At 52.2% G+C, this 24302-nt stretch carries 22 protein-coding genes; 12 read left to right on the top strand and 10 right to left on the bottom strand.

Annotation, left to right across the window (positions count from 1 at the left end; translation table 11 throughout):
- The first annotated feature begins 130 nt into the window (after nucleotides 1-130).
- Entirely contained in the window at nucleotides 131-1600 is a 1470-nt protein-coding gene (gene lysP / locus WC7_RS10500; protein WP_016153724.1) for a lysine-specific permease, read from the top strand.
- Between the two features lie 65 nt (nucleotides 1601-1665).
- Here the strand turns inward: lysP and WC7_RS10505 are convergent, their stop codons facing one another.
- Together WC7_RS10505 and fghA are read right to left on the bottom strand one after the other, a co-directional pair.
- On the bottom strand, nucleotides 1666-3651 hold the full coding sequence (locus tag WC7_RS10505) for a ligand-gated channel protein (RefSeq protein WP_016153723.1): 1986 nt from the start codon (nucleotides 3649-3651) through the stop codon (nucleotides 1666-1668).
- 348 nt (nucleotides 3652-3999) lie between these two features.
- Nucleotides 4000-4836: an S-formylglutathione hydrolase gene (gene fghA, locus WC7_RS10510; protein WP_016153722.1), complete on the bottom strand. Its 837-nt coding sequence runs from the start codon at nucleotides 4834-4836 to the stop codon at nucleotides 4000-4002.
- 321 nt (nucleotides 4837-5157) lie between these two features.
- Here fghA and folE point away from each other — a divergent pair, with 321 nt between their 5' ends.
- From folE to mglC, 6 genes are all read left to right on the top strand, one after another.
- Nucleotides 5158-5826 (top strand): GTP cyclohydrolase I FolE, encoded by a 669-nt coding sequence (gene folE, locus WC7_RS10515; protein WP_003027410.1) that lies wholly within the window; start codon nucleotides 5158-5160, stop codon nucleotides 5824-5826.
- Nucleotides 5827-5840: 14 nt separating this feature from the next.
- On the top strand, nucleotides 5841-6998 hold the full coding sequence (yeiB, locus tag WC7_RS10520) for a DUF418 domain-containing protein YeiB (RefSeq protein WP_016153721.1): 1158 nt from the start codon (nucleotides 5841-5843) through the stop codon (nucleotides 6996-6998).
- Between the two features lie 144 nt (nucleotides 6999-7142).
- Nucleotides 7143-8168, top strand: a complete 1026-nt coding sequence (gene galS, locus WC7_RS10525; RefSeq protein ID WP_016153720.1) for an HTH-type transcriptional regulator GalS — start codon at nucleotides 7143-7145, stop codon at nucleotides 8166-8168.
- 293 nt (nucleotides 8169-8461) lie between these two features.
- Nucleotides 8462-9460 carry a galactose/glucose ABC transporter substrate-binding protein MglB gene (gene mglB, locus WC7_RS10530; RefSeq protein WP_016153719.1) on the top strand — a complete coding sequence of 333 codons (999 nt, stop codon included), beginning with the start codon at nucleotides 8462-8464 and terminating at the stop codon, nucleotides 9458-9460.
- Nucleotides 9461-9531: 71 nt separating this feature from the next.
- Nucleotides 9532-11052: a galactose/methyl galactoside ABC transporter ATP-binding protein MglA gene (gene mglA, locus WC7_RS10535; RefSeq protein ID WP_016153718.1), complete on the top strand. Its 1521-nt coding sequence runs from the start codon at nucleotides 9532-9534 to the stop codon at nucleotides 11050-11052.
- Between the two features lie 15 nt (nucleotides 11053-11067).
- Entirely contained in the window at nucleotides 11068-12078 is a 1011-nt protein-coding gene (gene mglC / locus WC7_RS10540; protein WP_003027393.1) for a galactose/methyl galactoside ABC transporter permease MglC, read from the top strand.
- Between the two features lie 57 nt (nucleotides 12079-12135).
- Here the strand turns inward: mglC and preA are convergent, their stop codons facing one another.
- From preA to WC7_RS10580, 8 genes are all read right to left on the bottom strand, one after another.
- The gene (gene preA, locus WC7_RS10545; protein WP_016153717.1) at nucleotides 12136-13371 is read right to left on the bottom strand and encodes an NAD-dependent dihydropyrimidine dehydrogenase subunit PreA; all 1236 of its coding nucleotides are present in this window, start codon (nucleotides 13369-13371) and stop codon (nucleotides 12136-12138) included.
- Nucleotides 13365-14606 (bottom strand): NAD(P)-dependent oxidoreductase, encoded by a 1242-nt coding sequence (locus WC7_RS10550; protein ID WP_016153716.1) that lies wholly within the window; start codon nucleotides 14604-14606, stop codon nucleotides 13365-13367. The genes preA and WC7_RS10550 overlap by 7 nt, the downstream gene beginning before the upstream one ends.
- 232 nt (nucleotides 14607-14838) lie before the next feature.
- Nucleotides 14839-15078, bottom strand: a complete 240-nt coding sequence (locus WC7_RS10555; RefSeq protein ID WP_016153715.1) for a DUF2542 family protein — start codon at nucleotides 15076-15078, stop codon at nucleotides 14839-14841.
- Between the two features lie 2 nt (nucleotides 15079-15080).
- The gene (sanA, locus tag WC7_RS10560) at nucleotides 15081-15800 is read right to left on the bottom strand and encodes an outer membrane permeability protein SanA (protein WP_016153714.1); all 720 of its coding nucleotides are present in this window, start codon (nucleotides 15798-15800) and stop codon (nucleotides 15081-15083) included.
- A 181-nt stretch (nucleotides 15801-15981) separates the two neighbouring features.
- The gene (cdd, locus tag WC7_RS10565) at nucleotides 15982-16866 is read right to left on the bottom strand and encodes a cytidine deaminase (RefSeq protein WP_016153713.1); all 885 of its coding nucleotides are present in this window, start codon (nucleotides 16864-16866) and stop codon (nucleotides 15982-15984) included.
- Between the two features lie 148 nt (nucleotides 16867-17014).
- A complete protein-coding gene (locus WC7_RS10570) occupies nucleotides 17015-17710 on the bottom strand; it encodes a CidB/LrgB family autolysis modulator (RefSeq protein ID WP_016153712.1) in 696 nt (231 codons plus the stop codon).
- The gene (locus tag WC7_RS10575; RefSeq protein ID WP_016153711.1) at nucleotides 17707-18105 is read right to left on the bottom strand and encodes a CidA/LrgA family protein; all 399 of its coding nucleotides are present in this window, start codon (nucleotides 18103-18105) and stop codon (nucleotides 17707-17709) included. Before WC7_RS10575 ends, WC7_RS10570 begins: the two co-directional genes overlap by 4 nt.
- Before the next feature lie 131 nt (nucleotides 18106-18236).
- The gene (locus WC7_RS10580) at nucleotides 18237-19145 is read right to left on the bottom strand and encodes a LysR substrate-binding domain-containing protein (RefSeq protein WP_016153710.1); all 909 of its coding nucleotides are present in this window, start codon (nucleotides 19143-19145) and stop codon (nucleotides 18237-18239) included.
- Nucleotides 19146-19271: 126 nt separating this feature from the next.
- Between WC7_RS10580 and WC7_RS10585 the strand changes: the two genes are divergently transcribed.
- Genes WC7_RS10585 through WC7_RS10605 form a run of 5 tightly spaced genes read left to right on the top strand, consistent with a single transcriptional unit; the run spans nucleotide 19272 to nucleotide 24257 of the window.
- Nucleotides 19272-20630, top strand: coding sequence for a 3-hydroxybenzoate transporter MhbT (locus tag WC7_RS10585; RefSeq protein ID WP_016153709.1), 1359 nt, complete (start codon nucleotides 19272-19274; stop codon nucleotides 20628-20630).
- An 11-nt stretch (nucleotides 20631-20641) separates the two neighbouring features.
- Nucleotides 20642-21679 carry a gentisate 1,2-dioxygenase gene (gene gtdA / locus WC7_RS10590; protein ID WP_016153708.1) on the top strand — a complete coding sequence of 346 codons (1038 nt, stop codon included), beginning with the start codon at nucleotides 20642-20644 and terminating at the stop codon, nucleotides 21677-21679.
- A gap of 15 nt (nucleotides 21680-21694) precedes the next feature.
- Nucleotides 21695-22396: a fumarylacetoacetate hydrolase family protein gene (locus WC7_RS10595; RefSeq protein ID WP_016153707.1), complete on the top strand. Its 702-nt coding sequence runs from the start codon at nucleotides 21695-21697 to the stop codon at nucleotides 22394-22396.
- Between the two features lie 8 nt (nucleotides 22397-22404).
- Nucleotides 22405-23049: a maleylacetoacetate isomerase gene (gene maiA, locus WC7_RS10600; protein ID WP_016153706.1), complete on the top strand. Its 645-nt coding sequence runs from the start codon at nucleotides 22405-22407 to the stop codon at nucleotides 23047-23049.
- 14 nt (nucleotides 23050-23063) lie between these two features.
- Nucleotides 23064-24257, top strand: coding sequence for a 3-hydroxybenzoate 6-monooxygenase (locus WC7_RS10605; protein WP_016153705.1), 1194 nt, complete (start codon nucleotides 23064-23066; stop codon nucleotides 24255-24257).
- Nucleotides 24258-24302: the final 45 nt, after the last annotated feature.

The following is a 24302-nucleotide window of genomic DNA, read 5'->3' as shown; positions in this document are numbered from 1 at the left end:
CCCGTTTTCTGCTTTACTTATAATCCGCGGCCAGTCATGAAGGTCTCTTATAACAGCGCATTTGTGCCGGAAGAATGCCATTTCGTCTGCTACAATCGCGCCTCATTTTTTGGATGGATAGCATTTTCACATGGTTTCCGAAACTAAAACCACAGAAGCGCCCACGCTACGTCGTGAACTGAAGGCGCGTCACCTGACGATGATTGCCATTGGAGGCTCCATCGGTACAGGTCTTTTCGTTGCATCTGGTGCAACTATTTCTGCGGCGGGTCCTGGCGGCGCGTTGTTCTCTTATATCCTGATCGGTCTGATGGTGTACTTCCTGATGACCAGCCTCGGTGAACTGGCTGCCTATATGCCGGTTTCCGGCTCGTTCTCCACTTACGGTCAAAACTACGTAGAAGAAGGCTTTGGCTTCGCGCTGGGCTGGAACTACTGGTACAACTGGGCGGTAACGATTGCCGTTGACCTGGTGGCCGCACAACTGGTGATGAGCTGGTGGTTCCCGGACACGCCGGGCTGGATCTGGAGCGCACTGTTCCTCGGCGTTATCTTCCTGCTGAACTACATTTCCGTTCGCGGATTTGGTGAAGCGGAATACTGGTTCTCGCTGATCAAAGTTACCACTGTAATTATCTTCATCGTGGTTGGCGTGATGATGATTTTCGGTATCTTCAAAGGCACTCAGCCAGTGGGCTGGAGCAACTGGACGACCGGTGATGCACCGTTTGCCGGGGGTTTTGCCGCTATGATTGGCGTGGCGATGATCGTCGGCTTCTCCTTCCAGGGAACTGAGCTGATCGGTATCGCGGCAGGCGAATCTGAAGATCCTGAAAAGAACATTCCACGTGCGGTGCGTCAGGTGTTTTGGCGAATCCTGCTGTTCTATGTGTTTGCGATTTTGATTATCAGCCTGATTATCCCGTACACCGATCCGAGCCTGCTGCGCAACGATGTGAAAGACATCAGCGTTAGCCCGTTCACGTTGGTATTCCAGCATGCGGGTCTGCTGTCAGCCGCAGCAGTAATGAACGCGGTTATCCTGACGGCGGTACTGTCAGCGGGTAACTCCGGGATGTATGCCTCCACGCGTATGCTTTACACCCTGGCATGCGACGGTAAAGCGCCGCGTATTTTCGGCAAACTGTCTCGTGGCGGTGTTCCGCGTAACGCGCTGTATGCGACGACTGTGGTGGCGGGGCTGTGTTTCCTGACCTCGATGTTTGGTAACCAGACCGTGTACCTCTGGCTGCTGAACACCTCCGGGATGACGGGCTTTATCGCCTGGTTGGGGATCGCTATTAGCCACTATCGTTTCCGTCGCGGTTATGTGCTGCAGGGGCACGACGTGAAGGATCTGCCGTACCGTTCTGGCTTCTTCCCGCTGGGTCCGATCTTCGCCTTTGTGCTGTGCCTGATTATCACTCTGGGCCAGAACTACGAAGCGTTCCTGAAAGATAGCATTGACTGGGGCGGCGTGATGGCAACCTATATCGGTATTCCGCTGTTCCTGATTATCTGGTTTGGCTATAAGCTGGCGAAAGGAACTCATTTTGTTCGCTACAGCGAAATGAAATTCCCGGATCGCGTGAAGAAATAACAGTATAAAAAGCATAACAAAAACCCCGGCATGATGAGTGCCGGGGTTTTTTTATTGCGCCAGACTTAGAAGCTGTAAGTCAGGCCAACCGTGTAACGACGACCATCGAGAACAGTGTCGTAGGTATCGTAATCGATTTGCTTATCCAGCACGTTATACACGCCAGCGGCCATCAGCAGATCTTTGTTTGCATAATAGCGCAAACCAACATCGACCTGAGTATAGGATGGGGTGCCCTGCGCCATGGAGGTACGGCTCAGGTATTCAGACGTTTTCCCGCGCAGATTCAGACGGCTCCAGAAACCGAGATCCTGCGTGGCCTGCCAGTCCAGCGTGGTGTTGAACATATGCTTTGGCATTTTGTTCAATGGCTGACCGGAGAACTGACCGCTTTTCTGTTCAGATTCCGTGTAAGTGTAATTCGCCGTCCAGTTGATGTCGGAAGTCATCTTCCAGCCGAAAGTGGATTCTACGCCGCGCATATTGGCTTTATCGACGTTAACGCGATCGCTGACGAAGTCATAGTGGGTATTGCCGATGGTACAGGCCGGATCGGAGCTGCTGTTACAGCGGCGCACTTCGGTGATTTTGTCTTTGAAGTCAGTATTGAACAGCGTGACGCCCGCGTTGAGATCGTTGCCGTTATCCCACAGTAAACCGATCTCTTCGCTGAGGCTTTTCTCCGGCTTCAGGTCCGGGTTGCCGACAATGATGCCGTTCAGTCTACCGCCGCCGGTGACCTGTCCCCAACTGGCAGACGACTGGCGCAGATCCGGTGCGCGATAGCCCGCTGAAACGCCGCCTTTTAAGGTCCATTGATCGCTCAGATGCCATACGCCATAACCGCGCGGCGTCCAGTTGTCGCCGTAGTTTTCATCTTTATCCATACGCAGACCGCCAGTCAGCGTGAAGGTATCGGTAACGGCCCACTCATCTTCAGCAAACAGCGCCCAGCTCCAGCGGGTCAGTTTGTTCAGTCCATCAGCAGCTTGCAGCTGGTTGCCGTTATCACTCAGTTTTTCATAACGGTATTGCCCGCCTAACGTCAGGGTGTGCGCCCCAAGGAAGACCTGGTTCTGGTTATTGAAAATCGTGTTGTAGGACTTCATCTGGCGACCTGGGTTTTCGGTCTCTTCCTGCTGGACATAGCTGGTGGAGTTGAAGTCGTCGTAATAACCGCTGTGGGTTAGTGAATACGTTGTGTGCACATACTTGTTTTCGCTTTTACTGTTGGGCTTGCAGCTTCCGTTGCGGCAGTTTTCCTCGGCCATGGATTTGCCTGGCGTGCTGTCGCGATCCTGCAGTTCACGTGCGTAATCGAAGTCGATGTCATTTTTATCATCTGGCGTAAAGTTCAGGGTTAAGCCCCCGTTACGCATACGCTGTTCATTGTAGCCATTGAGGATTTTGTCCTCCGCCCGATGAGAGAATAATCCGGTCACTTTTGCGCCGAGTAATCCGTCAATCAGGGGCCCAGACGCATAGGCGTTGGTCTGATAAATATCGCCGGAGTCTCTGTCTTCCTGGAAAGTGGCATCGCCGTGCAGAGAGCCGGTCCAGGCTTTGGTATTCGACACTTTCTTGGTGATGACGTTAATGACGCCGCCCATCGCATCGGAGCCATACAGAGATGACATTGGGCCACGGATTACCTCGATACGCTCGATGGATTCCAGTGGCGGCAGCCAACCTTGCTCAATACCTGAGTTGTCGCTGTTAGGACGTGTGCCGCGTGTGCTGATGCGTTTACCGTTGACCAGGAAGAGCGTGTATTGCGAAGCCATACCACGAATACTGATATCGCTGCTGCTACCCCCGCCGGTGACGACGACGCCAGGGACATCTTTTAGCGCATCGGTAACATCGCGATAGGCTTTGTCCTCAATCTGCTGCTTGGTAATAACAGATATCGAAGCGGGAGCGTCCTGAATTTTCTGTTCGAAGCCGGTGGCGGTAACCACCACGGTGTCTTGTTCAGCGGCATGCCCGAGTGATGGGAGACTGGCGACGCATACTGCGGCAGCTACAGCCTTAACGTGAGGTATAGTCATTTGTATCATTCCATTTAAATGAATTTACCCGGCATACTTCAAGTTGCAGATGCGTGGCTACGCGCGTTCATACAACTCGAATTATTTAGGGTAACGATCAGCGCGTCATGTGAAAGGCCATGACAATTGTATGTATTTGTCTTTTAAGGACTCTTTTCAGTAAAGAAGCGAATGGATTGTACAAAAGTATGAATGTTTGTAAACACAAATGATAATCGAAATCATTTGTGTTTGATCTTGTTTTGAGGGTAATGCTTTTTAAATCAATAGGATAGTGGAGAAAGAAAAAAGGAGAAAAAGTGAAGGAATGATGGAGAAATGAAGAGGGCTGTCGCCCTCACTCAGGCGTTACTTCAACAAATACTGGGCGTGGAAGCGCAGGTGATCCTCAATAAACGACGCAATAAAGTAATAGCTATGGTCGTAACCTGGCTGGATGCGTAGCGTCATTGGCCATGCGGTTTGACGGGCCGTTTCGGCCAGCACCGCGGGTTGCAGCTGATCGGCGAGAAACTGATCGCTGTCTCCCTGATCAATAAGCGTCGGAATCGCGTCTGCGGGCTTGCTGGCCAACATTAACTCGCAGCTGTCCCACGCGGCCCACTGTGATTTATCTTCACCCAGATACGCGCTAAAAGCCTTCTCCCCCCACGGAACGCGGCAAGGATTTACGATCGGCGCAAAGGCGGAAATGCTGGTGTATTTCCCGGGATTTTTCAGCGCCATAATCAATGCGCCGTGACCGCCCATGGAGTGTCCACTGATGGCGCAGCGATCGCTGACGTTAAACTGCGATTGAATCAGTGCCGGCAGCTCATCACGCAGATAGTCATACATGCGAAAATGCGTTGCCCATGGCTGTTGGGTGGCATTGAGGTAAAATCCCGCCCCCTGGCCTAAATCGTAGCCATCATCATTGGCAACCTGTTCGCCGCGCGGACTGGTGTCCGGCATCACCAGTACAATGCCCAGCTCAGCCGCGATGCGTTGTGCGCCGGCTTTAGTCGTGAAGTTTTCATCATTGCATGTCAGACCCGACAGCCAGTACAGCACCGGAGGCGGGGTGTTATCGCGCGGGGGAGGAAGAAAAATACTGAAGGTCATGGTGCAATTTAACGTGGCGGAGTCGTGACGCCAGCGTTGCTGCCAGCCTTCAAAACAGCGGTGCTCTTCAAGCATTTCCATGCGGGGCTCCTTGTTGTGTTGAACCTGAATATGTTTGCGAACTCACCATAATACAGATTATTCATGGCACTGTGAGCAACTTTCACTTCCGCATTGAGCAAACATACTTCATCATCTATATAACTTTACATTAACACTCGACGTCGCCGGGTAGAACGACAAGTGAAATCGCTACGCTGAAAGGCTGTGCCAATTTCAATAATTATCGCGGTGAATACTGGATTATGTGCGCCGCCTCACGCACAATGTTCTGGCTGTGATACAGCCTAAAAACTTTGCCCCATGCAGGGCAGAGGCGCCCCACCTGCAGGAGAAGAAGAAATGTCATCACTCAGTAAAGAAGCGGCCCTGGTTCATGAAGCGCTGGTCGCGCGTGGTCTTGAAACGCCACTACGCCCGCCCGTGCAAGAGATGGATAACGAAACGCGCAAACGTCTTATCTCGGGCCATATGACCGAGATTATGCAGTTGCTCAATCTCGATTTGAGCGATGACAGTTTGATGGAAACTCCGCATCGCATTGCGAAAATGTATGTCGATGAGATTTTCTCCGGCCTCGACTACGCCAACTTCCCGAAAATTACCGTCATTGAAAACAAAATGAAGGTGGACGAGATGGTCACGGTTCGCGATATCACGCTGACCAGCACCTGCGAACACCACTTTGTTACTATCGATGGCAAAGCGACGGTGGCGTATATCCCAAAAGATTCGGTCATTGGTCTGTCGAAGATTAACCGCATTGTGCAGTTTTTCGCACAGCGTCCGCAGGTACAGGAACGTCTCACCCAGCAAATTCTCACCGCGCTGCAAACGCTGCTCGGGACGAATAATGTGGCGGTGTCGATTGATGCGGTACATTACTGTGTGAAAGCGCGTGGCATTCGCGATGCGACCAGTGCGACCACGACCACTTCTCTTGGCGGATTGTTTAAGTCCAGCCAGAACACGCGTCAGGAATTCCTGCGCGCAGTACGTCATCACAACTGATTAGGGCAGGGACCATGGAGCGTAATGTCACGCTGGATTTTATTCGTGGCGTCGCCATTCTTGGTATCCTGCTTCTCAATATTAGCGCCTTTGGCCTGCCAAAGGCGGCATACCTCAATCCCGCGTGGTATGGCAACATCACCTTATCCGACGCCTGGACCTGGGCGCTGCTCGATCTCTTTGCGCAGGTAAAATTCCTCACGCTGTTTGCGCTGCTGTTCGGTGCCGGTCTGCAAATGCTGCTCCCGCGCGGCAAACGCTGGATCCAGTCGCGGCTTACGCTGCTGGTTCTATTGGGTTTTATGCACGGTTTACTCTTCTGGGATGGCGATATCCTGCTGGCATATGGCTTAATCGGCCTGATTTGTTGGCGGTTGATCCGTGATGCGCCGTCGGTAAAAAGCTTATTTAACACCGGCGTACTGCTTTATCTGGTGGGCGTTGGCGTATTGCTGCTGCTGGGGGTAATCTCCGGGAGTGAAACCAGTCGTGCCTGGACGCCGGATGCCTCAGCGTTGCTGTATGAAAAATACTGGAAAATAAACGGTGGAATGGAAGCCGTCAGCAATCGCGTGGATATGATGTCCAATAGCTTGCTGGCTCTGGGCGCACAGTACGGCTGGCAACTGGCGGGGATGATGCTGCTCGGCGCGGCATTGATGCGCAGCGGTTGGTTAAAAGGGCAGTACAGCTTGCAGCATTACCGACGCACCGGTGTACTGCTGGTCATTCTCGGGATGGCGATTAACCTGCCTGCCATCGTCGCTCAGTGGCATCTGGACTGGGCATATCGCTGGTGTGCCTTCTTGCTACAAGCCCCGCGAGAGCTGGGCGCGCCGTTGCAAACTATTGGTTACGCCGCGCTGATGTTCGGCTTCTGGCCGCAGCTTAGCCGCTTAAAATGGGTCATTGCCATCGCCTGTGTGGGGCGCATGGCATTAACTAACTATCTGTTACAAACCTTAATCTGCACCACGCTGTTTTACCAGGTCGGCTTATTTATGAAATTTGACCGACTGGAGCTGCTGTATTTCGTCATTCCGGTTTGGGCCGTTAACCTACTTTTCTCCGTCATATGGCTACGTTTTTACCGCCAGGGCCCGGTGGAATGGCTGTGGCGTCAATTAACCCTGCGTGCTGCGGGGACATCATTGCCGCGTACATCCAGATAACGATCTGGATCACATTCATTAACAAAACGGATGTAAGCGCTTTCATTCCTGTGACATCTCTCACGCAGTGCGTTTCATTGTGCTGACAAAATACCCAGCCTGGGGTGTCTGCGGGCAACCGCAATCTAAAACAGGGCAGTGAATATGATCACCATACGTGATGTGGCACGACAGTCTGGCGTTTCTGTAGCGACCGTTTCCCGCGTACTGAACAACAGTGCGCTGGTGAGTCCCGATACGCGTGAAGCGGTAATGAAGGCAGTTACTCTGCTGGGCTATCGACCTAATGCCAACGCGCAAGCGCTGGCGACGCAGGTGAGCGACACGATTGGTGTTGTGGTCATGGATGTATCAGACGCCTTTTTTGGCGCGCTGGTAAAAGCCGTGGATATGGTTGCCCAGCAGCATCAGAAGTATGTCCTGATTGGCAACAGCTATCATGAGGCTGAAAAAGAACGTCATGCCATTGAGGTGTTGATTCGTCAGCGCTGTAACGCACTGATTGTACATTCGAAAGCACTGAGCGATCGGGAACTCGCCGAGTTTATGGATCAGATCCCCGGCATGGTGCTGATCAACCGTCTGGTGCCGGGTTACGCCCACCGTTGCGTCTGCCTGGATAACATCAGCGGTGCCAAAATGGCGACCCGAATGCTGCTGAATAATGGTCATCAACGCATCGGTTATCTGGCGTCAAGCCATCGCATTGAAGATGACACCATGCGCAAAGAAGGGTGGTTAACAGCCCTGAAAGAGCAGGGGATTGTTGCGGCAGAAAGTTGGGTCGGCACCGGTTCGCCCGATATGCAAGGCGGAGAGTCTGCGATGGTAGAACTGCTGGGACGTAACTTACAATTGACGGCGGTTTTCGCCTATAACGACAATATGGCTGCCGGCGCGCTGACCGCGCTAAAAGACAACGGCATCGCTATTCCATTACACCTTTCTATCATTGGCTTTGATGATATTCCTATCGCGCGTTACACCGATCCGCAACTGACCACCGTACGCTATCCCATTGCCTCCATGGCAAAAATGGCGACGGAGCTTGCGCTACAGGGGGCTGCAGGCACGTTAGACCCGGAGGCGACGCATTGCTTTATGCCGACGCTGGTGCGTCGCCATTCAGTGGCGCTACGGCAGAATGCGGCACCGATCACTAACTCATAACGTTGCGCGATGTAACCGCTTTCAATATGTGAGTAAATTCACAGTATATTAACAATGCGATAGCTATGATGACACTGTTTGTTGCGCTGTAACTACTATGTAACGGTGAATAATCACTTTCACCGAGGTAAAGGTGCCTTAAACAAAAATTAAAGCCTGTTTTTGGAGCGTTGCCAGACACGGAAGAAATATTTTTTAAAAGTGAGCTTCGGCGTTCAGTAACACTTCAGTAACGTTCTGCCTGCCGAGCATTTATCTCAAGTACTACCCTGCATAATAAAACCGGAGATACCATGAATAAGAAGGTGTTGACCCTGTCTGCTGTAATGGCAAGCATGTTATTCGGCGCGGCTGCGCACGCTGCTGATACCCGCATTGGTGTGACTATCTATAAGTATGACGATAACTTTATGTCTGTAGTACGTAAGGCTATTGAAAAAGATGCCAAAGCGGCGCCAGATGTACAGCTGCTGATGAATGACTCGCAGAACGACCAGTCCAAACAAAACGACCAGATCGACGTGCTGCTGGCAAAAGGCGTTAAGGCACTGGCGATTAACCTGGTTGACCCGGCAGCGGCAGGCACGGTCATTGAAAAGGCACGCGGGCAGAACGTACCGATCGTGTTCTTTAACAAAGAACCTTCTCGTAAGGCGCTGGACAGCTATGACAAAGCGTTTTACGTCGGTACCGACTCTAAAGAGTCCGGTATTATTCAGGGTGATTTGATCGCCAAACACTGGGCAGCGAACCCGAACTGGGACCTGAACAAAGACGGCAAAATTCAGTTTGTTCTGCTGAAAGGCGAACCGGGACACCCGGACGCTGAAGCACGTACCACTTACGTGATTAAAGAGCTGAACGATAAAGGCATTAAAACTGAGCAACTGCAGTTAGATACTGCAATGTGGGATACCGCTCAGGCAAAAGATAAAATGGATGCGTGGATGTCCGGTCCGAACGCCAACAAAATCGAAGTGGTTATCGCAAACAACGATGCGATGGCAATGGGCGCAGTTGAAGCGCTGAAAGCGCACAACAAAACCAGCGTACCGGTATTTGGTGTGGATGCGCTGCCTGAAGCGCTGGCTCTGGTGAAATCTGGCGCAATGGCTGGTACCGTGCTGAACGACGCCAACAACCAGGCGAAAGCCACCTTCGATCTGGCGAAAAACCTGGCTGATGGCAAAGGTGCGGCAGATGGCACTAACTGGAAAATTGAGAACAAAATTGTTCGCGTTCCGTACGTAGGTGTCGATAAAGATAATCTGGCAGAGTTTACCAATAAGTAAATACTCCGTCTTTGGGCGCAATGTCATTGCGCCCTTAATAACGCACTCTGCAAGGCCAACAAGGTATAATTATGGTCAGCACACATACTCAGTCGTCAGGCGAATACTTGTTGGAAATGACCGGCATCAACAAGTCCTTCCCCGGCGTTAAGGCTCTTGATAATGTCAATTTAAAAGTCCGCCCACATTCCATTCATGCCTTAATGGGGGAGAATGGCGCGGGGAAATCAACATTATTGAAATGTCTTTTCGGCATCTATCAAAAAGATTCCGGTAGTATTTTATTTCAGGGTAAAGAAATCGATTTTCATTCTGCTAAAGAAGCGCTTGAAAATGGTATTTCGATGGTACACCAGGAATTAAACCTGGTATTACAACGTTCTGTGATGGATAACATGTGGCTGGGACGCTATCCCACCAAAGGCATGTTTGTCGATCAGGACAAAATGTACCGCGATACCAAAGCGATATTTGATGAGCTGGATATTGATATCGATCCGCGTGCGCGCGTTGGTACATTATCCGTTTCTCAAATGCAGATGATTGAAATTGCGAAAGCGTTCTCCTATGACGCAAAAATCGTCATCATGGATGAGCCAACGTCATCGTTAACCGAGAAAGAAGTTAATCATCTGTTTACCATTATCCGTAAGCTGAAAGAGCGTGGATGCGGTATTGTTTATATTTCTCACAAGATGGAAGAAATCTTCCAGCTATGCGATGAAATTACCGTGCTGCGTGATGGCCAGTGGATTGCGACCCAGCCGCTGGAAGGGCTGGATATGGATAAGATCATCTCCATGATGGTCGGCCGTTCACTGAACCAACGTTTTCCGGATAAAGAAAACAAACCCGGTGAAGTCATTCTGCAAGTACGTAACCTGACCTCGCTGCGTCAGCCGTCGATTCGTGATATCTCGTTTGATTTGCACAAAGGGGAAATTCTCGGGATTGCCGGGTTGGTCGGCGCAAAACGTACTGATATCGTTGAAACGCTTTTTGGTATTCGTGAGAAATCATCGGGTACGATTACGCTACACGGCAAAAAGATTAATAACCATAGCGCAAATGAGGCCATTAACCATGGTTTTGCGCTGGTCACGGAAGAGCGCCGCTCAACCGGTATTTACGCGTATCTGGATATTGGTTTTAACTCGTTAATCTCCAATATCCAAAACTATAAAAACAAAGTTGGTCTGCTGGATAATTCCCGCATGAAGAGTGATACCCAGTGGGTAATTGACTCAATGAGGGTGAAAACGCCGGGCCATCGTACACAAATCGGTTCACTGTCCGGTGGTAATCAGCAAAAGGTGGTTATTGGTCGCTGGTTATTAACGCAGCCAGAAATCCTGATGTTAGATGAACCCACGCGTGGTATCGATGTCGGCGCGAAATTTGAAATTTATCAGCTGATTGCCGAACTCGCGAAAAAGGATAAGGGGATTATTATTATTTCCTCTGAAATGCCGGAGCTGCTAGGAATTACCGATCGTATTCTGGTGATGAGCAATGGTCTCGTTGCCGGAATTGTTGACACTAAAACAACAACGCAAAACGAAATCCTCCGTCTTGCGTCTTTGCACCTTTAAGATTAGGGGCTCCTCATGAGTGCGTTAAATAAGAAAAGTTTTCTTACTTATCTGAAAGAAGGCGGAATTTACGTTGTTCTTTTGGTTTTGCTGGCGATTATTATTTTCCAGGATCCCACTTTCTTAAGCTTACTGAACCTGAGTAATATTCTGACGCAATCCTCGGTGCGTATTATTATCGCATTGGGTGTGGCCGGGCTGATTGTTACCCAAGGGACAGACCTGTCGGCGGGACGTCAGGTTGGCCTGGCGGCAGTCGTGGCGGCAACCTTGCTACAGTCGATGGAGAACGCCAACAAGGTGTTCCCGGAAATGGCTACAATGCCAATCATCGTAGTCGTGCTGATTGTTTGCGTGATTGGCGCCATTATCGGTCTGGTGAACGGTATTATCATTGCTTATCTGAATGTGACGCCGTTTATTACTACCCTGGGTACGATGATCATCGTTTACGGGATCAACTCCCTGTACTATGACTTTGTCGGCGCATCGCCAATTTCTGGCTTTGACAGCGGATTCTCCACCTTCGCGCAGGGCTTTATTGCGCTGGGTAGTTTCCGCCTCTCCTACATCACCTTCTATGCGCTGATTGCGGTGGCGTTTGTCTGGGTGCTGTGGAACAAGACCCGCTTCGGTAAAAACATTTTCGCCATCGGCGGAAACCCAGAAGCCGCGAAAGTGTCCGGGGTCAACGTTGCGCTGAACCTGCTGATCATCTATGCGTTGTCTGGCGTGTTTTATGCCTTCGGTGGTTTGCTCGAAGCCGGGCGTATCGGCTCGGCGACTAACAACCTCGGCTTTATGTATGAGCTGGATGCGATTGCGGCGTGCGTGGTTGGCGGCGTGTCGTTCAGCGGTGGGGTCGGTACCGTGTTTGGCGTGGTGACCGGTGTGATTATCTTCACCGTCATCAACTACGGTCTGACCTACATTGGCGTGAACCCTTACTGGCAGTACATTATCAAGGGCGGCATTATCATCTTCGCGGTCGCGCTGGACTCACTGAAGTACGCGCGTAAGAAGTAATCGTATCCTGCAAAAAGCCCGGTGCAGCGTAATCTGTACCGGGCTTTTTTGTCAGTGTTACAACGTTAACGCATGCTCTTTCTCACCGGGTTTAAATTTCACCTCACCCAGCTCAATACAGGCTACCGGGCAAACGTGACCACACAGCAGGCATCCCACACATTTTTCTGTGTTGCAGTGCGGTGTGCGGGTTTCCTCATTCCATTCCATCGCCTGATGTCCGCCGTCATAACAGGAGATGTAGCAGCGGCCACAGCCTACGCATTTATCAAGATGGATGTTCGGGTAGACGATGTAGCTTCGGTCAAGATCCTCCGCGGGGATGATATTGGCATTGGCAAGACCAACCATCTCCTCCAGTGAGTCAAACCCTTGATCGGCGAGGTAATGTGACAGCCCGCTGGTCATGTCCTCCACAATCCGGTAGCCATACTGCATGATCCCGGTGGTCACCTGCAGCGTAGCCGCGCCTAACAGTAAAAACTCGGCGGCATCTTCCCAGGTCTCAATTCCCCCGATGCCGCTGATCGGGAAATCGCGTAGTTCAGGGTGCATGCGCAGTTGTTGGATAAATCGCAAAGCAATAGGTTTAACGGCCTTGCCGGAGTAGCCGGAAATACTGGATTTACCGTTGACGACCGGCATCCCGATTTTTCGGTTCAGGTCGATATTCGTGATGGATTTAACCGTATTGATGGTCGCGATACCGTCGGCACCTCCGTGTTTTGCTGCCAGAGCCACCTCACACATATCACCAATGTTCGGTGTCATTTTCGCCAGCATCGGCAGGGACGAGCCGCGTTTAACGGCCCGACAATACTTTTCAACCAGCTCAGGGCTTTGCCCGACATCGCTACCCATGGCATGTGAGGTCATTTGCGGGCACGAGAAGTTACACTCGATCATGTCGGCACCCGCGTCTTCAACCAGGCGTGCCAGTTCCTGCCATTGCTGCTCATTTTCCCCCATAATCGACGCAATCAGGACTTTGTCCGGGTAGTCCTGTTTCAGTCGACGAATTGCGGCCAGATTCTCCTCCAGCGGATGCTCGGCAATTTGTTCCATGTTTTTGAAGCCAATAAAGCCGGTATCTTCTTTGGTGAGATGGTCAAAGCGTGGGGAGACTTCATTAGCAATAAAGAACCCGATCGTTTTAAAAACAATGCCACCCCAGCCGCTATCATAGGCTTTGGCGCACATTTCATAGCAGTTGCCCACCGGAGAGGAAGAAAGGCAGAACGGGTTGGGGAATTTGACGCCGCAAAAAGTAATAGAAAGATCTTTCGTTAACATGAGCAAGCTCCCTCTAAATAGTGATGAATGGCCTGAGCGGCTTCTTTTCCTGTTTTCACGGCGTAAACAACGGTTTTATCGCCTTTAACAATATCGCCCGCAGCAAACAGAGCCGGATCGGCGGTTTGATAATTGTGCGTATCGATAAGATTGCGCTGTGGTTTTAACGCGGCGAAATTATCAAGCTGAGCATGTTGGCCGACGGCGAGAATAATCTGTTCGGCTTCAAGCGTGAGTTCTCCTGGCAGGCGTACGTGCTTAAAGGTGACTCGATTTCCGCTAACCGCCACGGGCGTGAAGCCGTCAATTATCGACACCCCTAAAGCCTGTGTGCTGCTGAATTCTTTGTCGCTGGCCGGGAAGTCAGCGAGTTCTTCACGCGCGACACAGGTGACTGACGGGCAGCCCAGCAGCTTCAACGTACTGGCGACATCCATCGCCACGTCGCCACCGCCGATGATTAATGCACTTTGTGCGACGGTAATATCGCCGTTGGATTGCCGGGCTCGTTGCAGAAAATCGACGGCGATTTCGACGTGATTCGCCCTCTCAAACAGAGGCAACGTTGAACCGTAAGACATCCCTACGGTAACCAGTACGGCGCGGTATTCTGCTTTGAGTTGCTCAACGGAAAGGGCATTGCCGACTTCACAATTGCACTTGATGGTCACGCCCATTTCAACGATACGGGCAATTTCAAGATCCAAAACTGCCTGCGGCAGACGAAACTCAGGAATGCCATAACGCAGCCAGCCACCTGGCTGAGCCTGTTTTTCGAAGATTGTGACATCATAACCAAGATTACTTAGCGTTACGCTGGCCTGTAATCCAGCCGGACCCGCACCGATGATAGCTACCTTGCCGAGCGTTTTTGTTGCCGGCTGATAGATTTTCATTGCGTTCTGCTGTTCAAAATCGGTAATAAAGCGTTGCAGACGTGCAATATCGATAGGTTTATCAATTCCTGAGCGCGTACATCCGCGCTGGCATAATTTTTCGGTTGGGCAAACCCGAGCGCACACCGCACCGAGCGCATTATTTTCGCGGATAGTTTCGGCAGCGCCTTTAAAATTGCGAAAATAAATAGAGCGAATAAATTTCCCTGGGTCTGTTTGCGCCGGGCAATCATGACTACAGGGGGCGTCGTGACATAATAAACAGCGGGAAGCCTCTTTTATTGCTAATAATGGGGTAAAAGCAGGCGTGAGCTCATCCAGATAATTTTGTTGTGGCATATTTTCTTCCTTAATGCTTGAGTAAATTAAGGCAAACCGTTAATAACAAAATATAAAAAGTGAAGGCTATTCTTAAGGCTAAGCACTGCAGGAAGAGTATTCTGTGAAAGGATTCACAAATAGAAGATAGTCTGAGGGAAATGCTGGTGGGCAGCATTAATCCCTTACATTGAAATGGTAACTATTATCAAAATATTAGCTATTCTCAAATGCTAATATAAAGGAAAATTCTTTAGCGATAAAAGACTAAGTAAATAACCATCCCGAAGGATAAACATCCGCACCCGGCATAAACCAGCACATAAGACCAAAATTGCAGGGGCTCTTGATTGCGATAAGCGTAAACCGGTTCGCGCGCATTCTTTTTAATTTTATCTACGGCCCCAGAGCGCCAGCCTTTCCATGCTTCGCGAAAACAAAATACGGGAATGAGCAGAAAGGCCAACACGACGAAAAGGGTTTGTACATCCATGCTTATTTTCCTTGTTTCTTTTGTAATTCGAGTAGTTGTTCAGGCGTGACCGCCGGATATCCCTGTGCATCGTCCGGTACCTGATGCATGGTAGGGATGGGCACCAGCGGGCCTAAAAAGCGGGGTTCACGTTTGAAAATATAGAGATCGGCCAGTGCGCCAAAGCGGGCGCCAAATTCACGTACCCGCACGGTGAGCATATCTTTTGGTGAGGGCACCGCATAGCACTGGGCCTGGATGCCCATATGCAGCGCAATAAACAAGGCGCGCTCACAGTGGAATCGCTGAGTAATAATGATGAAATCGTTGGTATCGAACACCTTGCGGGTTCGTACAATTGAATCGAGCGTCCGGAACCCGGCGTAATCAAGCACGATATCAGCGGGATCGACACCTGCGGCAATCAGATCTTTACGCATCGTCATGGGTTCGTTGTAGCTTTGCTGCGCGTTGTCGCCGCTCAGCAGCAGATAGTTTACCTTTCCGCTGTTATAGGCGTTCAATGCGCCCTGAATGCGGTAGCGGTAATACTGGTTGATGACGCCGGTGCGATAGTATTTCGCCGTGCCCAGGACCACACCGACCTGGCGGTAGGGTAAATCCTGCAATTCGTCGTAGATGTAGGGAGCCGTCTTCCAGCTCATCCACCTGTCGAGCCCAAGCACAGTCAAAAGCAGCAAGCCTACCAGGACTAACAGGCTGTAAAACACGCGCTTTAACATGCAGAAAACTCGTTATTTGGATGGAATTTCAATCAGGCTACTGTACCGGAAGACGTAGCGCAAGAAACAGCAATCTGATTGAGGGGATTTTCAGCAAAACGGCCCTATTGGATGGTAGCAACAGCAAATCTGGCCGACAACCTCGAGCGATTGCAGGCCAGATAAGCGTAGCGCCAGGCAATTAACCGAGCAGCACGCGCTCAATATTATTGCAGCCCAGCGCTTTCAGGGTAGCGGAGGTCGCATCCCACTGAATCAACGGCGCATCGGCTTTTTCAGCCAGCACAGCACGCTGGATATCCGGGTAGTCATAACCGTTAAGGTTCAACAGGTTTAACGCGCCTTGCAGCGGCGGCAGGGTCGGGTTGAAGGCGGCATTTTCCGCATAGCTACCGCTAAAAATTCGACCATCTTTACATTCCAGCGCCACGCCGCTTGGGGAGTTGCTGTACGGCATATGACATCTGTTGGCGGCGGTGATAGCCGCTTGGGTCAACGCATCGCCCTGCAGCGCGAAGCCGTGATCCTGATCGTCCATCAGCAGCGTTTTAATCTCCAGATCTTTCGGTCCGAAGGCGTCTGGCAGGTAATCGCGCAGCACGTGTGGCGCACGTCCCGGCAGATGAATACGTAAATCCAGTCCACTGTTCAGTTCGTTCATAAACTGGCGACAGTGGCCGCACGGCGTGTAGTTGACGGTGATGGCGGCGAGCCCTTTTTCACCGCGCAGCCAGGCATGGCTAATGGCGCTTTGCTCGGCATGAACGGTTTGCTGCATGGTCGCCCCCAGGAACTCCATATTCCCACCGAAGTACCAGGTGCCGCTGATGCCGCGAGAAATTGCCCCAACGTTGAAGTTGGACAGCGGAGTACGCGCGCAGGCCGCAGCCAGCGGCAGTAAAGCGAATGCCAGCGCGTCTTCGTCCAGTCCCGATTCGCGTTTCAGCAAAGAGACCTGCTCAGCAGTCAGCATGGCGGGGAAATGCGCATCCGCCAGAACAGGCGCCAGGGCTGATTGCAAGTTATCCGCGAGTTGGGCAAAAGCAGTTTGAAAACGTGGATGCATGGCGATGCCTCATAACAATGTAATGGAATCGTAGTTTACGGGCCTGCTACGGCTTTATATGTGATCCAAATCTCATTGTGTATGCAACTTATGAAACTTAAATTAAAAATGTGCAACGCATCGCAAATAATTAGCCAAAAATTGAAGGTTAACCGACCAGGGCCAGAATAATCGGGAACAGGAATGGGGCGACCAACGAGGTGATAATGCCGCAAATAACCAGCGCCAGAGAGCTAAACGCACCTTCCTGATAGTCCAGCTCTGCACAGCGTGCGGTACCCAGGGCGTGCGAAGCGGTACCCATGGCCAGTCCACGTGCGGCTTTGGTGCGAATACGCATCGCATTGAGCAAAGTATGACCAAACACAGCCCCGAGGATACCAACAAAAATGACGCACACGGCGCTGATGGCCGGAATACCACCAATGCTGCCTCCCACTGCCATAGCGATAGGCGTGGTTACCGATTTCGGCATGATTGACGCAGCAATTTGCGGCGATGCGCCCATCAACAAGGCGATTGTTGTACCTGTAACCATCGCCACTACGCTCCCCGCAAAGCAGATGGCAATAATTGATTTCCAGCGAGCGCGAATCTGGTGCAGCTGTTCGTATAACGGATAGGCCAGCGCGACCACGGCAGGTTGCAGCAAATCGTTCAGCACCTCACTGCCTTTGAAATAGTGATCGTAGGGAATTCCGGTCAGCATCAGAATGGGAATGATCACCACCATGGCGACCAGTAGCGGGTTCAATAGCGGCATTTTAAATCGTGCAGCCAGCTTACGTGCGCCAAAAAATACCGCCAGCGTAAGGGGTAACGACCACCAGATATACGACATCATTCTTTAGACCCTTTTTGCCCAACGATTTTGCGCTCACCGTGCACAATGTGAGAACTCCAGCTCACCACCAGGAAAACGACCAGCGTACTGATGGTACAGGACACCACCACCGGACCAAATTGCGCACGGAGCAGATCAAAGTACTGCATGATCCCCACGCCAATCGGGACAAACAACAGGGCCATATAGCGAATCAGCACATAGCAGCCGGGGTTAACCCATTTTGCCGGTAGCACCTGCAAAGCCAGTAAGACAAACAGAATCAGCATGCCGATAATGCTGCCCGGAATGGTGATGGGGAGTAGCGATGCAAGAAAAATACCTGCATAGAGGCAGGCATAAATCAGGACGAATGCGCGCAAATATTGCCAGATAATGTTCAGTGCTTTGCTCATAGTTGAAACCCTTGACGAGACTGATTCATCATACAATTAAACTTCAAAACGTGCTACCGATCACATCATGAATTCTAAGCATAGAAGAAATAGATATCTGGAACATCGGGCGATGGCCCTAACTGTTCACGTTAAACCTGTGCCAGGTAATACAGAAAACGATTCAGGGCGGTCGTGGGTGTTTCATTGTTGCGCCAGAACACGCCTACGCTGCCTTTTTGTTCAATCTTCGGCAGATTCAGGATAGCCAGCTGTCCCTGGGCGGCATAACGCTGCGCCAGGCGTAGAGAAAGAATAGAGATCATGTCGCTACTTTGCAGCAGGTTGGTGCTGACGTTTATCGATGCCGACTCAATGATGTTTTCCGGTAGCATGACGCCGTTATCTACCAGCGCGTTGTCAATGCTTATCCGGATGGGCGTTCCCGTCGGCCAGACAATCCAGCGCCAGTTAGCCAGATCATGCCAGGTGAGCAGGGGATATTTTGCCAGCGGATGGTCGGGGCGCGCGACGAAACAGACCGGCTCGGTATACAGCACCTGGTAATTGAGCGGCAACTGAAGCGCCCGGCCACCGACGCGTCCGACCACCACATCCACCGAACCCGCGAGCAGATCGTGCAGCAGCGGGGTCATCACCTTCTCTTCAATATTAAGATGCAAGGTCGGCAGCTCTGTGAGCAAACCCAGTATCGCCTGTGAAACGCAGTCCGTCGCCACCGGCGAGCAGCCAATCTTCAGACTCCCTACCAGGCCTCCCTGCTTAAAACGGGCGATTTCATACTGTGAACGTTCCATATCATTGATCAGGCGTTGGGCATGCTGCAGTAGCAGCTTGCCGCCTTCTGAAGGGCGTAAGCCTTTGCTATGACGTTCAAAGAGTGTGATACCCATCTCATCTTCGAGCTGTGATAACCATTTTGACAACGCTGGCTGGGTGATATTCATCATTCGGGCGACGTGAGTCAAATTCCCCTGTTCGCCCAGCGCAATAAGCGTTTGCAGGTGGTGTAACTTAAGTTTCTGCGCCCAGTTAGCCATTTGCTATAACCTCCAGGTTATGCCTCTGCATGAAAAGCCATTGTACATTTCATCTCCAAACATACAAAGTCGCAACATACCTAAAACAAAACAGACATCTACTCTACCAGCACTGAGGCATTCACTATGACTCAACAACGTGATCTACAAGCACTGATCGATTCCGCCCCCGTCGGTAAGACCCAGTGGCGCGTTATCATTTGCTGTTTTTTGGTCGTCATGCTCGACGGTTTTGATACCGCAGCTATTGGTTTTATCGCGCCCGACATTCGCACCCACTGGCAACTGACGGCCGGAGATCTGGCGCCGCTGTTTGGCGCAGGCCTGCTGGGTCTGACCGCTGGCGCACTGCTCTGCGGTCCGCTATCGGATCGTTTTGGCCGCAAACGGGTGATTGAACTCTGCGTGGCGCTGTTCGGCGCACTGAGCCTGATCTCGGCTTTTTCCCCCGATCTACAAACGCTGGTTTTTTTGCGCTTCCTTACCGGGTTAGGCCTGGGCGGCGCGATGCCAAATACTATCACTATGACCTCAGAATACCTGCCAGCGCGTCGGCGTGGCGCACTGGTCACCATGATGTTCTGCGGTTTTACCCTGGGCTCGGCGATGGGTGGGATTGTCAGCGCACAGCTGGTGCCGGTTATTGGCTGGCACGGCATCCTGGTGCTGGGAGGCGTGCTACCGCTGATGCTGTTTGTGGCTCTGCTGTTTGCGTTGCCGGAATCCCCGCGCTGGCAGGTTCGTCGTCAGTTGCCGCAAAACGTGATTGCCAGAACCGTCAGCGCCATCACCCGGGAACGTTATGACAATACCCAATTTTATCTCAACGAGGGCGCCGCGATTGCCAAAGGCAGCATTCGCCAGCTGTTCGTCGGGCAACAGTTGCCCATTACCCTGATGTTATGGGTGGTGTTCTTTATGAGCCTGCTGATTATTTATCTGCTCTCAAGCTGGATGCCAACGCTGCTTAACCATCGCGGAATTGACCTGCAGCATGCCTCATGGGTAACCGCCGCCTTTCAGATTGGCGGTACGCTCGGTGCGCTGGTGCTGGGAGTGCTGATGGATAAATACAACCCTTTCCGCGTGCTGGCAGTGAGCTATGCGCTGGGCGCGGTATGTATTGTCATGATTGGCCTGAGCGAGAACGGCCTGTGGCTAATGGCGCTGGCCATTTTTGGCACCGGCATTGGCATCAGCGGTTCGCAGGTGGGCCTGAATGCCTTAACCGCCACGCTTTATCCGACGCAGAGCCGGGCCACGGGCGTCAGCTGGTCTAATGCGATTGGCCGCTGCGGCGCGATTGTCGGCTCGCTCTCCGGCGGCGTGATGATGGCGATGAATTTCTCATTCGATAACCTGTTTTTCATTATTGCCGTTCCGGCGGCCATCAGCGCGGTGATGCTTATGCTGCTGACGGTTGTTATCCGCCAGTCGGCCTCTGTCCCTGACGCGTTGTCACGCGTAGGCATCGTGAACAAATAAGGAGAATCTCTATGTCAGAACTTAATCAGGATGTTAAGAACAGCCGTCAGCAGTTTTACCAGCATATTTCCGGGCAGAATCTGACCCCGCTGTGGGAGTCGCTGCACCGCCTGGTACCGCCAACGCCGAACGCACATTGTGCTCCTGCGTACTGGAACTATCAGGAGATCCGCCCGCTGCTGCTGGAAAGCGGCGATCTGATTGGCGCGAAAGAGGCGATTCGTCGCGTACTGGTGCTGGAAAACCCCATGCTGCGCGGACAGTCTTCAATCACCCCAACGCTGTACGCCGGATTGCAGTTAATCATGCCGGGCGAGGTTGCGCCGAGTCACCGGCATAATCAGTCTGCGCTGCGCTTTATTGTCGAAGGGAAAGGGGCATTTACTGCGGTGGATGGCGAGCGCACCCAAATGCATGAAGGCGATTTTATTCTGACGCCACAGTGGCGCTGGCACGACCACGGCAACCCAGGCAGTGAACCGGTGGTGTGGCTGGACGGTCTGGATCTGCCACTGGTGAATCTGCTGGGTTGCGGCTTTGCGGAAGATTACCCGGAGGATCAGCAACCAGTCACGCGCAAGGAAGGGGATTACTTACCACGCTACGCGGCCAATATGTTGCCGCTGCGTCATCAGAAGGGTAACTCATCGCCAATTTTCAACTATCGCTACGATCGCAGCCGTGAAGCGCTGCATGACCTGACCCGCATGGGTGACGCCGATGAGTGGGACGGTTACAAGATGCGTTACGTCAACCCGGTAACCGGTGGTTATCCCATGCCTTCAATGGGGACCTTTTTACAACTGTTGCCGAAGGGCTTTTCCTCGCGGATGGCGCGTACCACCGACAGCACTATCTATCACGTGGTGGAAGGAAGCGGGCAGGTCACCATCGACACCGAGATCTTCAATTTTTCGCCAAAAGATATCTTCGTGGTGCCAACCTGGCACGGCGTGTCATTCCAGGCCCACGAAGATGCCGTCTTATTTAGTTTTTCGGACAGACCGGTTCAGGAAGCGCTGGGGTTGTTCCGTGAAGCACGTTATTAATTTGGGAGAGAAAAAATGACGCAATACGTATTCGAACCACAAGCGCCTGTTACCGTTCCGGTCGTTGGCAGTAATGAACAGTTTCCCGTGCGTCGCGTTTACTGCGTGGGCCGCAACTATGCCGCTCATGCGCGTGAAATGGGTTTTGATCCGGATCGCGAACCGCCGTTCTTCTTCTGTAAACCTGCCGATGCGGTGGTTCCGGTGGCGGCCGGTCAAACCCTCGAGCTGCCATACCCGTCGCAGACCGATAACTATCACTATGAGATAGAGCTGGTGGTGGCGATCGGTAAAAAGGGCAGCGATATACCGCTGGAAAAAGCGCACGAATATATCTGGGGCTATGCCACTGGTCTGGATATGACCCGCCGCGACAGGCAGATGGAGATGCGCCAGATGGGGCGTCCGTGGGAAATCGGCAAAGCATTTGATCTCTCAGCCCCCATCGCGCCGCTGCATAAAGCCAGCGAAAGTGCGGATGTTAACAACGCGCCTATCTGGTTGCAGGTCAACGGCGACGATCATCAGCGTAGCGATATTCGCCACCTCATCTGGTCCGTTAATGAAACCATTAGCTATCTGTCCGGCTTTTTCGAACTACAGCCGGGTGATTTGATCTACACAGGCACGCCAGAGGGCGTGGGCGCAGTGGTGAAAGGAGATGTGATCACCGGCAATGTAGACGGTTTAACCCCCATCGCTGTGAAGATTGTCTGAGGTGGATGATGAAGCTGTACAGTTTCTTTAACAGCTCCGCGTCATATCGCGTACGCATTGCGCTGGCGCTGAAGGGGCTTGATTACCAGACGGTGGGTGTCAACATTCGCATCGGTCAGCAGAACGAGCTGACCTACCGGCGGATGAACCCGGTAGGGCTTGTACCGACGCTGGTCACTGATGAGGGAGAATCACTCGGGCAGTCGCTGGCGATAACCGACTGGCTGGATGGTCACTTTCCGCAGTCGCCGCTGCTGCCAGCCGACTTCCCGACGCGCAGCCGGGTGCTGGAAATTGTTTATGCCATCGCTTGTGATATCCATCCCGTGAATAACATGCGGGTACTGCGCTACCTGAGCGAAGAGCTAAAGGTCAGTGAAGAGGATAAAAAACGCTGGTATGCGCACTGGATCCAGCAAGGGTTAAACGCGGTTGAACAGATGCTGCGCCAGAGTCACTCGGGGACGTTCTGCGTGGGGGATGCGCCGACGCTGGCGGATTGCTGTCTGATCCCGCAGTGGGCGAACGCGTTACGTATGGGCTGCGATCTGAGCGGGTATCCGCGCTGTAAGGCGGTATATGATGCCTGTACCCAGCTTCCGGCGTTTATCGCCGCCGCGCCCGAGAATCAACAAGACAAAATTCCAGCCTGATAAGGAGAACGACAATGGCTAAAGTGACTCGCGCAATTATCGTGGGTGGCGGGATTGGCGGCGCGGCGACCGCGCTATCGCTGGCCCGTCAAGGCATTAAAGTGATGTTGCTGGAGAAAGCGCACGAGATTGGTGAGATTGGTGCGGGTATTCAGCTCGGGCCGAACGCGTTTTCTGCTCTCGACAGCCTTGGTGTGGGTGACGTCGCTCGTCAGCGCGCCGTTTTTACCGATCACATCACCATGATGGATGCGGTAAACGCGAAAGAGGTTGTACATATTGAAACCGGGCAGGCGTTCCGCGATCACTTTGGCGGTCCTTATGCGGTTATCCATCGGGTTGATATTCATGCTTCTGTCTGGGAAGCGGCACTGGTTCATCCCAACGTTGAGTATCGCACTTCAACTAACGTGGTTGATATTCGCCAGACAGAAGATGATGTGACGGTCTTTGATGAGCACGGTAACAGCTGGACAGCGGATATTTTGGTGGGCTGTGACGGTGTGAAGTCGGTTGTGCGTCAGTCTCTGATTGGCGATGCGCCACGCGTGACCGGGCACGTGGTCTATCGCGCGGTGATTGATTGCGATGATATGCCGGAAGATTTGCGCATTAACGCGCCGGTGCTGTGGGCCGGACCGCACTGCCACCTGGTGCACTATCCATTGCGTGGCGGCAAGCAGTATAACCTGGTGGTGACTTTCCACAGCCGTCAGCAGGAGGAGTGGGGGGTGAAGGATGGCAGTAAAGAGGAAGTGCTCTCCTATTTTGCCGGTATTCATGCGCGTCCGCGCCAGATGCTGGATAAGCCGACGTCATGGCGTCGCTGGTCCACCGCTGACCGCGAACCGGTAGAGAAATGGGGGACCGACCGCATTACGCTGGTGGGTGATGCTGCGCATCCGGTGGCACAATATATGGCGCAGGGCGCCTGTATGGCGCTTGAAGATGCCGTTACTCTCGGTAAGGCGTTACAGCAGTGTGACGGCGATGCGGCTGATGCCTTTGCCTTGTATGAGTCGGTGCGTATTCCGCGTACTGCGCGCATCGTCTGGTCGACGCGCGAAATGGGACGTGTGTACCACGCCGCAGGCGTCGAGCGCCAGGTGCGTAATCTGCTGTGGAAAGGCAAATCTCAGGCGGAATTTTATCGTGGTATGGAATGGCTGTACGGCTGGAAAGAAGATAACTGCCTGTTGCCGCGCTGAGCCTCTTTAATCTCCCGAACGGAGGCGCTACCATAGCGCCTCTTT

This window comes from Citrobacter sp. KTE151, from assembly GCF_000398845.1.
GTDB lineage: Bacteria > Pseudomonadota > Gammaproteobacteria > Enterobacterales > Enterobacteriaceae > Citrobacter > Citrobacter braakii.
This window is presented reverse-complemented; position numbering and strand designations above follow the sequence as displayed.